Here is a 13,931-nt window from a genome sequence, read left to right as displayed (position 1 = left end):
ATAATAAACAAACTACGAATAATTGACATTACAATTCTATGATGTTGTCCTATCAAAATATGACTTAATTATGTTTAAAAGATTATTTTAGTTATCAAATTCTTAAGTCATGGAAGAGGTTTATACTTCAAACGCAAAAAACCCCTTGCAACACAATATATGTAACAAGGGATTTATTATGATAGTTTATTTATTTGTATTATTAAAAACAGGCTCACCTTCTCGAATTGTATATGGTAAAGAGTAAGCAGGTACAAAGGGGCTATTGTCAGCCAACAAATACCGAATATCTTCTCCTGTTTCATAATTGTGCTTATATTCTTTTAATGCATTCATTAAATCTATACGATAATCCACATAAAGTTTTCCCTGATTATCCATTACGATAGGCAGATTTTCTTTTGAGTATGGACTTTTAACATAAGGGTAAGCCTGTAAATTTAGTTTTTTATAGTCCACTTTGAAAACACCATCTGCAATTTCTTTTCCATATGGCGGATAAATGTGTTCGGTTCGGTAAATTTCCAGTTTTACACTTACTTCTCTAATTGCTTCAGTTATCTGCAAATCAATTAGCTTCACACGTGGGTTCTCCTCAGGAGTTATTAACACATATTGATAAATACCTCCATTTTGATATGCATTCGCAGGTATTTCCGATATGTTGTTTTTTTCTTTTAGCTTATTAAAATTGATTAAATATTTTTGAAAAATTGGTGTATCATTTGATTTTGTTCTAATCGGAACCAATCCATTGGTTTCATTATGATACGTATCAACTGCTGATTGTATTTGTTCGAGTTGGGCCTGATTTGGCACTTGGTTTTTTGATAATTCATTATTTGGATACAGACATCCTGTTAGAAAGAATATGATAAGAAATGCACTCATAGCCCCAATATATGTATTTTTCATGATAAGCCTCCTATCCTGTTGGACCACTAAAAACGATATATAAAATAATTATTCCACCGATCATCAGAGAAAGATATGCTAAAACAGACACAATTCCAGCTAAAAAGCCCTTTAATTTATATCTGCTGAGTATAATAAGCCCGATAGCTAAAAGTAATAGCGCCATGCCTCCGAATGATATATACATTTTAAGCATTGATACTGACATTGCTTTCACTCCTATTCTTAATATGCAAAACGTATTATAACATAATGGCATTTATGAGAGCATTATGTACACATTAAAAATCCGAGATGAAGGGGGCCTATCTCCATCCCGGTTTGACTAAATAATACCCACAGCAACTCTATCGATGAATGCTTGTGCGATTCATTTTATGCGAGCATACGCACTAATGTATCCTCACTTGCCCAGATATGACTATTTTTTAAACATTTTATTTAAGGATTGCATATCCACTGGCATGTTACTACTTGTTATAGACTTAACAATCTTATCTTCCTTGGCTTTAGAAATTGGTTTATTGGCAATTCTGGATAATCGCCTAACTAGTTCTCTTACAGTTTTTTCATCAGAAAAATCTGCATGCTTTACAGAGTCTGCAACTTTATAAATTTCATCAGGATTTACGTCTGACTTTTGTTGAATTTTATCAAAAAGATTGTCTTGAAAATTACTCACATGCTCGCCTCCTTGCATAGTTAGTTCACCATATTGTATGCAAGGAGAAAGATTACGTGTTATTTTGAATAGTTTGTACGGAGCAATGTTGCAAGGTCGTCCATTTCTTCTTTTTTTGTTCGATTCATTAACTGTTCAACCACATCTCTTGGATTCATATCATCAAATAAGATCTTATATATTCCATTAGTAATTGGCATTTCTATTTGTTGTTTTAAGGCAAACTGATTGGCAGCCTTAGTAGTTCTTACACCTTCAACAACCATCCCCATCTGATCTAATACTTCTTCCAATTTCTGGCCTTTTCCTAACAGATTTCCGGCGCGCCAGTTTCTGCTATGAACACTTGTACATGTAACAATAAGATCACCTACACCAGGTAACCCGAGAAATGTTAGTGGATTGGCTCCAAGTGAGGTACCCAATCGCGTGATTTCTGCCAGCCCCCTTGTAATAAGAGCTGCTTTCGCATTATCCCCATAACCCAATCCATCCGAGATTCCAGCTCCAAGCGCAATTATGTTTTTTAACGCACCACCAAGTTCTATCCCCACTATGTCTGGACTTGTATATACTCGAAATGATTCATTAAAGAACAAATCCTGTGCTAATTCAGCATTTTTAATATCCTTTGACGATACCGTTACGGTAGTTGGCTGTCGTTTTCCTACCTCTTCTGCATGACTAGGTCCAGATAATACAACAACATCTTCTTGTGTGTATTCATTCATTTCTTCGCCAATCATCTGTGATACTCTTTTTAGTGATTCTGGTTCAATACCTTTGGAAGCATGAATAATAGTAACTTTGTGTTTTAATATCGTGTCTAATTGCTTACAAACATCACGAATGGCCTTCGTAGGGACCACTATAACAATAGCTGAAACATCATCAACTGCTTCTTCCAAATCATGAAATGCAATCAGTTGTTCTGGAATCATTATATCCAAGTAATTTTCATTCTTATGTTTTGTGTTAATTACATCAGCTTGTTCTTTTCGATGTGTCCATAAACGAACATCATGTCCATTATCAGCTAATACAATGCTTAATGCTGTCCCCCAGCTTCCAGCACCTAATACAGCTACTTTACTCAATTGCAATTCCTCCTTATTGTCGACTTCGTGCGAATATTTTTATTGGAGTTCCAACAAAACCAAAAGCATCTCTAATTTTATTTTCCAAAAATCTCTCATATGAAAAGTGCATTAGCTCAGGATTATTAACAAAGACAACAAAACTTGGCGGTTTAACAGCTACTTGCGTTGCATATAAGACCTTTAAGCGTTTCCCTTTTACTGTCGGGGTCGGATTCATTGCTATCGCGTCCATAATTACGTCGTTCAATACATTTGTTTGTATACGCTTCGCATGATTTTCACTGGCAACTTTTATTGCTGGAATTAACGTATGCAAGCGTTTCTTTGTTTTTGCAGAAAGGAATACGATAGGAGCATAGTCCAAGAATAGAAAATGCGAACGTACTTTGGTTTCGAATTCTTTCATCGTTTTTTCATTCGTTTCAACTGTATCCCATTTATTTACAACAAGTATAACAGCTCTTCCTGCTTCATGTGCATAACCAGCTATTTTCTTATCCTGTTCCCTTATTCCTGTTTCGGCATCAATTAAAACCAAAACCACATCAGAACGCTCTATCGCTTTTAATGCACGTAAAACACTGTACTTTTCTGTAGTCTCGTACACCTTTCCACGTTTACGCATTCCAGCCGTATCAATTATTACATAATCCTGGTCATCTCTTTTTAGGTATGTATCAGTAGCTTCTCTTGTAGTCCCTTCTATCTCACTGACAATAACCCTTTCCTCATTAAGCATAGAATTAACTAATGAAGACTTACCTACATTAGGTCTCCCAATTAGACTAAAATAAATTGTATCTTCTTTTGTTTCTACATCACTTATTTCAGGGAAATACCCAACAACAGCATCCAATAAATCCCCTAAACCAAGTCCGTGCGACCCTGATATAGGATACGGCTCACCAAAACCTAATGAATAATATTCGTATATTTCTTCACGCATTTCAGGATTGTCCATTTTATTAACAGCAACAACAACAGGTTTATTTGATTTAAATAGAAGTTTGGCAACTTCCTCATCAGCGGCTGTAATTCCTTCGCGACCGTTTAATAAAAATACAATTACATCCGCTTCATCGATAGCGACTTCAGCTTGTTGACGCATTTGTACTAGTAATGGTTCATCACCAATTTCAATGCCTCCTGTATCGATCAGATTAAATGTTGATGTTAACCATTCAGCTTGAGCATATATTCGGTCTCGGGTCACACCAGGTATATCCTCCACAATAGATATTCGTTCTCCTACCAGTCTATTGAAAATAGTCGATTTACCTACATTCGGTCGACCTACAATTGCTACAACAGATTTCCTCATGAAAGGAACATCCTTTCTTTAAATATCTCTAATTTTTATTTTTATGATTGCATTAACTTTTACTAATTCTAGCAAAAGAAAGTTATATTCACAATCATTAGCAAGCTCGCTGTCTTATCGAATGTCTAGTTATTGACATTAATATATAAATTTTTCGATTCAATGTTAGTAGTAAGCTATTACAGAGTAAAAGAGCTATAACGATTAGCACGCAATCAAAAAACTCCATATCCCCTATTGTTTTTTGTATGGCATAATTAGCCATAATCATACTATATACTATTTCTCCGCATGCAATACCAAACAAACCAGTTCCAAGTCTGTTTAAAAGACCATTAGTCAATAGCATAACTAAAATCACAAGGAAAACAGAAATAGTTATAAGCTGAGGGAAAAAGAGCCTTAACGGGGTAATATTTATACAAATCACGATGCCAATATATCCAATACTTACAATGAAAGAAATAAATGAATGAAATATTAATCGTGGGAGCTTTAAATGTAGAAGTAGAGTTCCCCCAAGAAAAACCAGGAAACTTACAGAAATTTGATAATAATATATTGTGAAGTGCAAGTTTGAAAATAAGATTAATAAAAGAATCCAGCATGCCAAAAACGTTCTTCGTCTATCTTTTTTCATGAAGAACGTAATCACAACCCATATAACCCAACAAAACCAGTAAAAAATAAGTCCACTACCCATGAATAACCACCTACTATATTTAGTATTATGGCAATTATTTTTTACTTTTAAACAAAGGCTGTGTGATAATAAATCAATTATTGTATATATACAATAATCTTTGCTAAAGGCTTTTTTAGAAGATTGTTGCTTTTTTCAAGCAATTAATCTTAACATGTAGTTGATATAAACTGCGACACAGTGAAAATTTTCTTTTGCACCACTCAGGTACCAATGCAACATCTGCTCAAGCTAGCACTTTCGCAGTCTTACTAGCCATGGGCTCACTCATCAGGGTTATGAGAACCCGAACTCTGTTTAAATAGTGAGAAACGGTCACTCATATCGAAGTTATGAGCCCCGGTTGAGTATTTTTCAATGTTACTTCGCAGTTTATATTAAACTGCGAAAATGCGAGGCTTACAAAGCAACAAAATTTACCAAAAGAGCTTTTCAAAAACAACAGCTCTCCCTGCTGTCGGAAGAGCTTCTCAAAAATATTATTTGTATTTATTTAATTTATCACCAATGAAATCACCTAGCTGAAAACCTGATTGGTCCTCATCTTTTTCATATTGTTTAAATTCTGCTGCTTCCTGTTCTTGCTCAAGTTCTTTAATGCTTAGCGACATCCGTTCTTCTTTTTCACTAACATCAAGTACTTTGACTTTTACCTGTTGACCAACTTCAAGTACTTCTTGAGGTGTTCCGACATGGCGGTTAGCAATTTGAGAAATATGAACAAGTCCTTCTACTCCTGATAAAACCTCTACAAATGCGCCAAAGTTTACAAGACGTTTGACAGTCCCTTCAAGAACATCTCCTTTTGATACTCGGTCCTGAATATTTGACCAAGGTCCAGGGAGTGTTTTCTTACGTGACAGAGATATACGTTCATTATCTCGATCAACAGATAAAATTTCGACTGTGATTTTATCACCTTCAGACACAACATCCGAAGCTTTCTCGACATGCTCGTGCGCTAACTGTGAAATATGAACAAGTCCATCAATACCACCCAAATCTACAAAAACGCCAAAGCTAGTTAAACGTTGGACAACACCTTCTAATACTTGACCTTGTTCCAGCGATTGAAGAACTTTTTGCTTCTGCTGCTTTGTTTCATCTTGAACAACATCTTTATGGGATAATATCACTCGATTTTGTTCTTTATCCAAATCAACAATCTTAACTGTTAATTTCTTATCTTTATAATCTGCAAAATCTTCTACAAAGTAAGTTTCAACTAAGGATGCAGGTATAAATCCTCGCAGTCCAACGTCTACTACAAGACCACCTTTTACCACTTCTTTGATTTCTGTTTCAAAAACTTCATTATTTTCATAGCTCTTTTCTAAGGAATCCCATGACTTCTCAGCATCTACTGCCTTTTTAGATAGGATAATTTCATCATCTTCCATTTTCTTCACTTGCAACGTAAGTATATCGTTTTCTTTTACAAGATCACTCGCTTGTTCGATGTGAAGATTTGATAGTTCACTGATTGGGACAATTCCCTCAGACTTATATCCAATATCAACAAGAACTTGTTTATCTTCAACTTTTACAACTGTTCCTGATAGAATATCTCCTACCTCAAACTGCGTAATTTCATTACTAGATTCACTCATACAATTAGCCCTCCTTAAAGTACAAAACAACAATACATTAAACTCTCTTTTTTATAACTTCTAATATTTATAATTATTTGTCAAGTAATGCAGACTAGGAATTATGTTTTTCTTTTAAAATCTTAATCTCAGACATGATCGCTTCGGCCGCATCTTTTGCAGAAGACTTGGCTGCTCTGTAAGCTTCCATATCCATCGGTTCCCCATAAATAACAGTAAGTTTTTTTCCTGGCTTATATTGCCCAATTATTGCACAGGGTACAATAGCAGCATTTGATCTTAACGCGAAGAACCCAGCACCTGCTAATGGTTTACCAAGTTCACCGCTTTTACTCCGTGTACCTTCTGGAAATAGGCCTAATGTTTCGCCATTCTCCAATATTTGCAATCCTTTACGTAATGCGTTTCGGTCTTTCAATCCCCTCTTAACGGGAAATGCACGAATTGCTAATAATAGTTTCCCCAAAAATGGCTTTTCAAACAGTTCACCTTTCGCCATAAAGAATATATCACGAGGAGAAGTAATCCCAACAACTGGTGGGTCAAGATTTGAGATATGATTTGAACATATAATTACTGGTCCTTCTTTTGGTACATTCTTCTTTCCGATTATTTGAATACGAAACAACGGAAAAAAAATTATCGCTACAACTGTTCTTGCAAATTTATAAAGACTCATGTTAAATCCCCTCTACTTAGTGATTACTCTAGCTGCTTCATTTAGTATTAATTCAGCCACTTCATCAATTGTTAAGGCGGTAGTGTCAATCTCTATTGCATCATTTGCTTTAGTTAGTGGAGCTGCCTCTCGTTTAGAATCAATCAGGTCCCTTTGTTCAATTTCCTCTTTTAATTTCTCTAAATCAGCAGGAAACCCTTTTTGTATATTTTCTTCATATCTTCGTTTAGCTCTTTCTTCAACGGTTGCAATCAGGAATATCTTTATCTCTGCTTCTGGCAACACATGTGTACCAATATCCCTTCCATCCATGACGACTCCGCTTTTTTCTGCAAGTATTTGTTGTCTTTTCACCATTTCTTTTCGAATGCTGGGATGTTTGGCTACAAATGATACATTATTTGTTACTTCATCAGAACGTATACTGCGTGTTACGTCTTCCTTATCTATCATAACGTGCTGTCCGTTTTCACCCTGGACAAGCTCTATATCTGTATCTGTCAATAATGCTGCAAGCTGTTGTTCATCTTCAAGGGAAATTTGCTTATTAAGAGCCTTTAAAGTTAAACCCCTGTACATTGCTCCTGTATCGATATAAACATATGTAAGCCGTTTTGCGACAATTTTAGCTACTGTACTTTTTCCAGCTGCAGCTGGGCCATCAATTGCGATTGAGATTTCTTCCATTATTATTGTTCATTCCTCTCATTATCCATTCAAGTCACTAGAATTCTATTCATTACAGGAAAAACTTGGCACAAAAGCCAAGTTTAAATTAAACCCTTATATAAAATAATAACATATCTATAAAAACGCGGTCTATTGCTTTTAATATAATACAAAATAATCAAACTTAAACTATGTAAAAATTGCCACCTTATTAAAATAACAATGAGGTTAGAGGAAAAGTTCAATTTCAAAAGTATATTTTATAATAATTCTTTTTTTCTAGCTTCCCTTTGTTTCTCAAAACAATATCGAACAATATTTTGTCGAACTGGTTTTGTAACCGAAATAAATTTCAGAGATGCTATACTTGCTGTGCTTTCTGATTCTTTAACCCGGATAACTTCTGTTAATGCTGTTACATATTGAAATTCACCTGAGTGCATCTGGAGAACTATCCAGACGCTAGCCTCTTCTTTTTCTACGATTGTTTTACCATTAGGTACAATGATGGATAGACCACCACCACTTATATCGGAAGTTACAGTAGTAAATGAATCTTTTGAACCATGAAAAGCTATATCAATTGCAGTTTCAATTCGCACATACTCACGGCGCTGAATCCTTTTTATATTATCTTTACGAGGAAAATCGATTATAAGTGCTGGTACGTTTAATTTCACTCTAGCAATTATCTCTGTATGGAACTTATAAACGGATTGGTCTTTTCCCACGTATTCCACTGATAAACGTGATCCTTTGTGAAGAAATGCGGTTTTGTTCGTTTTAATTTCAATCGGATAATCAATATAGAGATAATCCTCATTTTTCTCAACAACTTTGCAACGATACTTCAAAACCTCACCTGTCTGATCTTGTTTTAACTCCAGGTTGAGTAATGTCCCAATCTTCAACTTCAATGACCCCCATTCAAGTAATACTATATGCCTACATTATTACAGAAAAATCAAAAAAGGGAAAGACCTAAGTCAATCCCTTTTGTACAGCATTGAAAATTATAAAATTAAATACTGTGTAATCAGCCATGTCTTATGAGGCTAAACAGGAACTTTCTCTTTTGTTCTCATCGCAAAGTTTATTTCAGTTCCATCCAGCTTTTCAACTTTTTCTTCAGTACCGTCCATTGCATTTATAAATATTCTGTATGTCTCATTTCCAAGAACACCTAAAAATTCATAAACTAATACTTCTTCTCCAATATCATTGTCAATAACAGCCATATGTTCTTCATTTATTTCAACATCTGGATTGACTTTATTCTTTGCCTCTTTTATAGAGAGTTCTGGCTTGGGGATATCTCTTTCTTTATGGTTCATAAAGTAATTTCTTGCAGTAAATCCAAGTAAGTCGCCATTATCTAGGGCGACTTTAATTTCAATTGCATCCGAGAATACTCGTACATCATCCTGGTTGTAGAGGAACGAATATACCCCCACATTACTAAATTGATTACTTGAAAATATAGTCATATCTTTAAATCCATTTTGCTCTAAATAAGTTTTTGCTTTTTCTAAACCCTCATTTAAACTTATCTTTTGTTCATTCGTAGATCTGTTTACTAAAAGAGTTATTGGATGTCCGCCTTGTTGAGATATATCGACGTATCCATTCTTCTTACCGTTCTTATAAGACACGCTGTAAGTAGGTATATCTGATCCTTCACCGCTTTTTGTAACTGTCATATTATTTTCATTTTTTACATTAAACAATTTTTTACTCTCTTCTAATGCTTCCTCTTTTCCGATTTTATCGCCTTTTAGAAATTGGTACTCATGCTCTTTGGATGAAGTTCCAGTAATTGACGAATTCACATTACTTTCGGTGTAACCCTCTACTTTCTTTTCAACTGTTTTAAACCCATCAACAATAGTATTATCTGATTGCTCTTCTTGAGTAGCTAACGCTAACTGTACATCCATCCAGCGCAAATTTTCCTCCAAGACCACATGCTGTACTTGTCTTAACTCATCTTTTAATTCACCTGACTGTTTATATAATTCCTTGAGTGTTGATGTTTCCTTGTCAGTTAGTGGATCCTTCTTTAAATCTCTCACAGCAGTACGATAGGTGAAATCACCTATATTAGAGAGGAACTCCTCTGTCTTGTTAAAAGGGAGCAATGTAAGTGGCAATTGTCCTACATCAGATATTGCTTGAGATGTTAGTCGCCAAATTTCAACCATTTGTGGTGATAATCGCTCTTTGGAGTTCATTGCTAATGTTGTACCTATTTTGTCATTTAAAAGATCCATATTATATGAAAGTTCATGGAATGCTCGTTGATACGTATTTTCTGCCTGTATCAGAATAGCATTTTTCTCCTGATGTTCCTGATAACCCCAAAACGCTGTACCAGCTATCCCTATTGTAAGAACACCGATTAAAATCCATCGTACCATTTTTATCACTCCTTGCTATTTAGCAAATATGTGTTTCCCTATTTTTTTTATTTGTTTTCTTGACCAAATCCAATCTGAAGTTGCGGTTTCCGGATTAAAGTAATATATCGCATTCCCTGAGGGGTCCCAACCGTTCACCGCATCTAGAACTGCCTCTTTTGCTTGCTCATTTGGAGTTAACCATATTTGTCCATCAGCAACAGCAGTGAATGCACGTGGTTCAAAAACCACTCCTGAAACAGTATTTGGAAAGGTGGAACTTTCAACTCTGTTTAATATTACAGCTGCTACCGCAACTTGTCCTACGTAAGATTCACCTCGCGATTCTCCATGAACTGCATTTGCCATCAATTGGATATCATTCTGTGAATATCCTTGTGGTACATTAACAGCAGTAGGCTCTGCTTTAGTTTGTTGATTGTTATTTGCACCTTGTTGATTATTCTTGTTATTTGTATTCTGTTGTTTTTCCTCCTTATCTGGAGTAGTTTGTTTAGTATTATCCACTCCGCCGTAATGTGTAAAATCTTTTCCTTTTTTAATCTGTTCTTTTACATACTTCCTATCATATTCACTTGCCTCTACTAACTTTTGCCTTGTGGTGAGTCCTGCTAATCCATCTACTTTCAGGCCAAATTCATATTGAAAATTTCGTAATGCCCAATATGTTCCCCACCCAAAGACACCATCTATATTCCCATTATAAAAACCCAAATATTGTAATCTCGCCTGCAATTCAATAACATCATCCCCAACAGCACCCTTCTGAATTACTTGCGATGTAAATGCATTTACTTGTTTTGGGGTATGTGATGTTTGAAGTCCTACCACTATAAAACATATAATGATTATGAATAGGAACATTTTTTTATAGGTCATTTTAATTTTCCTCCTGATAATGCATTGTCATGTGATACCTATTTTTTAACTAAACGTCCTTTTTATTCATTAAGATTTCTATCAATAAAAAAATCCTCCATATCTAAAGGATACAAAGGATTTCAAGCTCGTAATTTTCTTTTTTGAATTACATCTTCAATAATTGGCTTATTTGCAGATTTAACTCGCCGCAAACCAATTATCCAAAGCCCAATCATAAATGGGACCAATAATGTTAGCCAATTACTCGTAATAGATTTTAGAATATAGTTATAACTGCCATGTAAAGTTAAGGGTATAATTAATGCTAACAAAATATTCCATTTCTTATAATTACTATTAATTTTAGCCTTACCAAAATGGAAGCCCATTATAACACCAAACAAAGCATGTGATGATACTGGAAATAATGCTCTAGAAAATGCGTACTCAATTCCGTTTGTAAGCAGATACAGGAAATTCTCTACTGTAGCAAACCCTAAACTTATAGAAACAGCATAGACAATTCCATCATAATGTGCATCAAATTCAGTATGATGATAGATGACATACATAAAAATGAACCATTTAAAAAACTCTTCAATAAAACCTACTACCAGGAAAGATTGAATAAAGTTATTATCATTTACTATGTTTTCTATCGTTAATGCGTATTGGATAAACATAATCGGAAATACGAGCAGTGCACCTAATATAAACGTTTTTAGAATTAGCGAGAATGGTTCTGTAAATCGGTCTTTCAAATAAATAAAAGACATTAATGCGAATGTAGGTGCTATTCCGGCAGATAAAATAGCTAACATAATAAGGACCTCTCTCCAATTATCTTGATATAATCGTATCATTAAGTGACATGAATTAAAATAGAATTTAGGCTGGTGATTTATATGAAAAATATTGTGATTATCCATACTGGTGGAACAATTTCAATGGTAGAAAATAAAAGTACAGGTGAAGTCAATACAACTAAACATCATCCATTAACAGATTTATCAGGTTATTTTAACACGTACGCTAACATAGATGAGATAAACTTTTTCTCTCTCCCTTCACCGCAGATGACTCCACAACATATGTTGGAACTAGCTATTAAGGTTGATCAGTTAAGTAATGATTATGATGGGGTTGTAATAACTCATGGTACTGATACTCTTGAGGAAACAGCATATTTCCTTGATCTGGTTGTTAGAACCCAAAAACCGGTCATTATTACTGGAGCTATGCGGTCCACAAACGAGATTGGCTCTGATGCCCTTTATAATTTAATTAGTTCACTACGAGTCGCAACAGATCATGAGGCTGCAAACAAAGGTGTACTTGTCGTAATGAACGATGAGATACACACAGCAACAAATGTAACTAAAACATCAACAAGTAATGTAGCAACTTTTCAAAGTCCACAGTATGGACCAATTGGAATCATTACAAAAGAATCTATTATATTTCATCACACGATATTGAAAAGACATTCCCATCCAGTAAAACAAATCACTAAAACAGTGTTTTTACTAAAAGCATACGCTGGGATGGATGAACAGATTCTTAATGCGATTTACCAAGCTAATCCAGATGGTCTTATAATAGAAGGGTTGGGACAAGGGAATTTACCTAAAGATACCGTTAAGCCAATACAAACATTTATTAAGAAAGGAATTCCTATAATTTTAGTATCAAGATGTTTCCGAGGAATCGTACAACCAACTTATGGGTACGAAGGCGGTGGAAAACAACTTAAGGAATATGGTGTAATCATGTCCAACGGGCTAACTGGGCCTAAAGCCAGAATTAAATTAATGATAGCATTAGAAAAAACGAAAGATGTAAATGTATTAACCGAAATTTTTGAGAATGAACTATAGTAAACAAAAGCAAAGGATAACGCTATATACAGCTGTTATCCTTTGCTTTTCTATTCTTTCGTTATAGATCTCGCAATAAGTCCACCATGGTGTCTGCCATTTTCAATAAAGATCTTATTATTGTTATAACCAGCTGCTACTACACCGGCTACATAAATTCCTTCCACGTTTGTTTTCATTGTATTTTCATCAAAAATAGGGCAGCCATTTTTTTCGTCAACCGAAACTCCTGCCCTTTTCAGAAACTGGAGATCGGGCTTGTACCCAGTCATAGCAAACACAAAATCATTATCGATTGTTTTCAATTCACCATTAACTTTATACTCTACTTTATGGTTTGTTATTTTGGATATATTAGCGTTAAATTCCATAGTTACAATATCTTTTCTGACTAAAGCATCGAATTCAGGCAAAATCCATGGTTTTATACTCTGGGAGTAAGTATTACCTCGATACAGAACAGTAACATTTGCTCCTGCTTTATGCAGTTCCAACGTAGCATCAACTGCTGAATTTTTACCCCCTATTATAACTACATCTTTATTGAAATAAGGGTGCGATTCTTTAAAATAATGCATTACTTTTGGTAACTCTTCACCTGGAATCCCCATCTTATTCGGCTGGTCATAATAGCCAGTAGCAATTATTAAATTCTCTGCCTGATATTCAAATATTTCACCTGTGTTCTTTTCAGTTTTTAATTGAATATTGTATTTACTTGGTTTGATTTCTATAACTTTTTCAAATGTATTAATTCTTAACTTTGTTCGCTCTGCTACTGATCGATAGTATGCTAAAGCCTGATTACGTACAGGTTTTTGTTTTTCGGTTATAAATGGGATATTTCCAATCTCGAGCTTCTCACTTGAGCTAAAGAATGTCTGGTGGGTTGGAAAGTTATAAATCGTATTAACCACATTTTCTTTTTCTATTATTAATGGTTTTATGCCTTTATTCTGGAGCTCAATGGCACACGACATTCCACAAGGGCCACCCCCAATAATTATAGTTGATTCTTTTTGCATATTAAAGCACTTCCTTTTCTTACATGTAACATTAGAAAACTTGGAATTCATAAAGGGATTCTTATGAAAGCG

At 34.7% G+C, this 13,931-nt stretch carries 15 protein-coding genes; 1 reads left to right on the top strand and 14 read right to left on the bottom strand.

Annotation, left to right across the window (positions count from 1 at the left end; genetic code table 11):
- Positions 1 to 186 precede the first annotated feature (186 nt).
- The 13 genes from BLS02_RS09150 to prsW all read right to left on the bottom strand — a co-directional run bounded on the left by BLS02_RS09150 (position 187) and on the right by prsW (position 11,778).
- Positions 187 to 915, bottom strand: coding sequence for a hypothetical protein (locus BLS02_RS09150; RefSeq protein ID WP_092492702.1), 729 nt, complete (start codon positions 913 to 915; stop codon positions 187 to 189).
- Between the two features lie 10 nt (positions 916 to 925).
- Complete coding sequence (locus tag BLS02_RS09145; RefSeq protein ID WP_092492701.1) at positions 926 to 1,123, bottom strand: DUF2768 domain-containing protein; 198 nt, start codon at positions 1,121 to 1,123, stop codon at positions 926 to 928.
- A 213-nt stretch (positions 1,124 to 1,336) separates the two neighbouring features.
- Positions 1,337 to 1,597 (bottom strand): stage VI sporulation protein F, encoded by a 261-nt coding sequence (locus BLS02_RS09140; RefSeq protein ID WP_092492700.1) that lies wholly within the window; start codon positions 1,595 to 1,597, stop codon positions 1,337 to 1,339.
- A gap of 59 nt (positions 1,598 to 1,656) precedes the next feature.
- Positions 1,657 to 2,694, bottom strand: a complete 1,038-nt coding sequence (locus tag BLS02_RS09135; RefSeq protein ID WP_092492699.1) for an NAD(P)H-dependent glycerol-3-phosphate dehydrogenase — start codon at positions 2,692 to 2,694, stop codon at positions 1,657 to 1,659.
- A gap of 13 nt (positions 2,695 to 2,707) precedes the next feature.
- Positions 2,708 to 4,018 carry a ribosome biogenesis GTPase Der gene (gene der, locus BLS02_RS09130; protein WP_092492698.1) on the bottom strand — a complete coding sequence of 437 codons (1,311 nt, stop codon included), beginning with the start codon at positions 4,016 to 4,018 and terminating at the stop codon, positions 2,708 to 2,710.
- A gap of 97 nt (positions 4,019 to 4,115) precedes the next feature.
- Positions 4,116 to 4,721 carry a YphA family membrane protein gene (locus BLS02_RS19495; RefSeq protein ID WP_092492697.1) on the bottom strand — a complete coding sequence of 202 codons (606 nt, stop codon included), beginning with the start codon at positions 4,719 to 4,721 and terminating at the stop codon, positions 4,116 to 4,118.
- Between the two features lie 479 nt (positions 4,722 to 5,200).
- Positions 5,201 to 6,331 carry a 30S ribosomal protein S1 gene (gene rpsA / locus BLS02_RS09120; protein ID WP_092492696.1) on the bottom strand — a complete coding sequence of 377 codons (1,131 nt, stop codon included), beginning with the start codon at positions 6,329 to 6,331 and terminating at the stop codon, positions 5,201 to 5,203.
- A 94-nt stretch (positions 6,332 to 6,425) separates the two neighbouring features.
- Positions 6,426 to 7,010 (bottom strand): lysophospholipid acyltransferase family protein, encoded by a 585-nt coding sequence (locus BLS02_RS09115; RefSeq protein ID WP_092492695.1) that lies wholly within the window; start codon positions 7,008 to 7,010, stop codon positions 6,426 to 6,428.
- A 12-nt stretch (positions 7,011 to 7,022) separates the two neighbouring features.
- The gene (cmk, locus tag BLS02_RS09110; protein WP_092492694.1) at positions 7,023 to 7,700 is read right to left on the bottom strand and encodes a (d)CMP kinase; all 678 of its coding nucleotides are present in this window, start codon (positions 7,698 to 7,700) and stop codon (positions 7,023 to 7,025) included.
- Positions 7,701 to 7,939: 239 nt separating this feature from the next.
- Positions 7,940 to 8,590, bottom strand: coding sequence for a flagellar brake protein (locus BLS02_RS09105; protein WP_139180783.1), 651 nt, complete (start codon positions 8,588 to 8,590; stop codon positions 7,940 to 7,942).
- Between the two features lie 144 nt (positions 8,591 to 8,734).
- The gene (ypeB, locus tag BLS02_RS09100; RefSeq protein ID WP_092492692.1) at positions 8,735 to 10,096 is read right to left on the bottom strand and encodes a germination protein YpeB; all 1,362 of its coding nucleotides are present in this window, start codon (positions 10,094 to 10,096) and stop codon (positions 8,735 to 8,737) included.
- Positions 10,097 to 10,111: 15 nt separating this feature from the next.
- Entirely contained in the window at positions 10,112 to 10,975 is an 864-nt protein-coding gene (gene sleB / locus BLS02_RS09095) for a spore cortex-lytic enzyme (RefSeq protein ID WP_092492691.1), read from the bottom strand.
- A 122-nt stretch (positions 10,976 to 11,097) separates the two neighbouring features.
- Positions 11,098 to 11,778 (bottom strand): glutamic-type intramembrane protease PrsW, encoded by a 681-nt coding sequence (gene prsW, locus BLS02_RS09090; RefSeq protein WP_092492690.1) that lies wholly within the window; start codon positions 11,776 to 11,778, stop codon positions 11,098 to 11,100.
- 84 nt (positions 11,779 to 11,862) lie between these two features.
- On the opposite strand from prsW, the gene BLS02_RS09085 reads away from it, so the two are divergent.
- Entirely contained in the window at positions 11,863 to 12,834 is a 972-nt protein-coding gene (locus BLS02_RS09085) for an asparaginase (protein WP_092492689.1), read from the top strand.
- A 50-nt stretch (positions 12,835 to 12,884) separates the two neighbouring features.
- On the opposite strand, the gene BLS02_RS09080 is transcribed toward BLS02_RS09085, so the two are convergent.
- Positions 12,885 to 13,859, bottom strand: coding sequence for a YpdA family putative bacillithiol disulfide reductase (locus BLS02_RS09080; RefSeq protein WP_092492688.1), 975 nt, complete (start codon positions 13,857 to 13,859; stop codon positions 12,885 to 12,887).
- Positions 13,860 to 13,931 lie beyond the last annotated feature (72 nt).

Source organism: Virgibacillus salinus (assembly GCF_900102415.1).
GTDB classification, from domain to species: Bacteria; Bacillota; Bacilli; order Bacillales; family Amphibacillaceae; genus Lentibacillus; species Lentibacillus subterraneus.
This window is presented reverse-complemented; position numbering and strand designations above follow the sequence as displayed.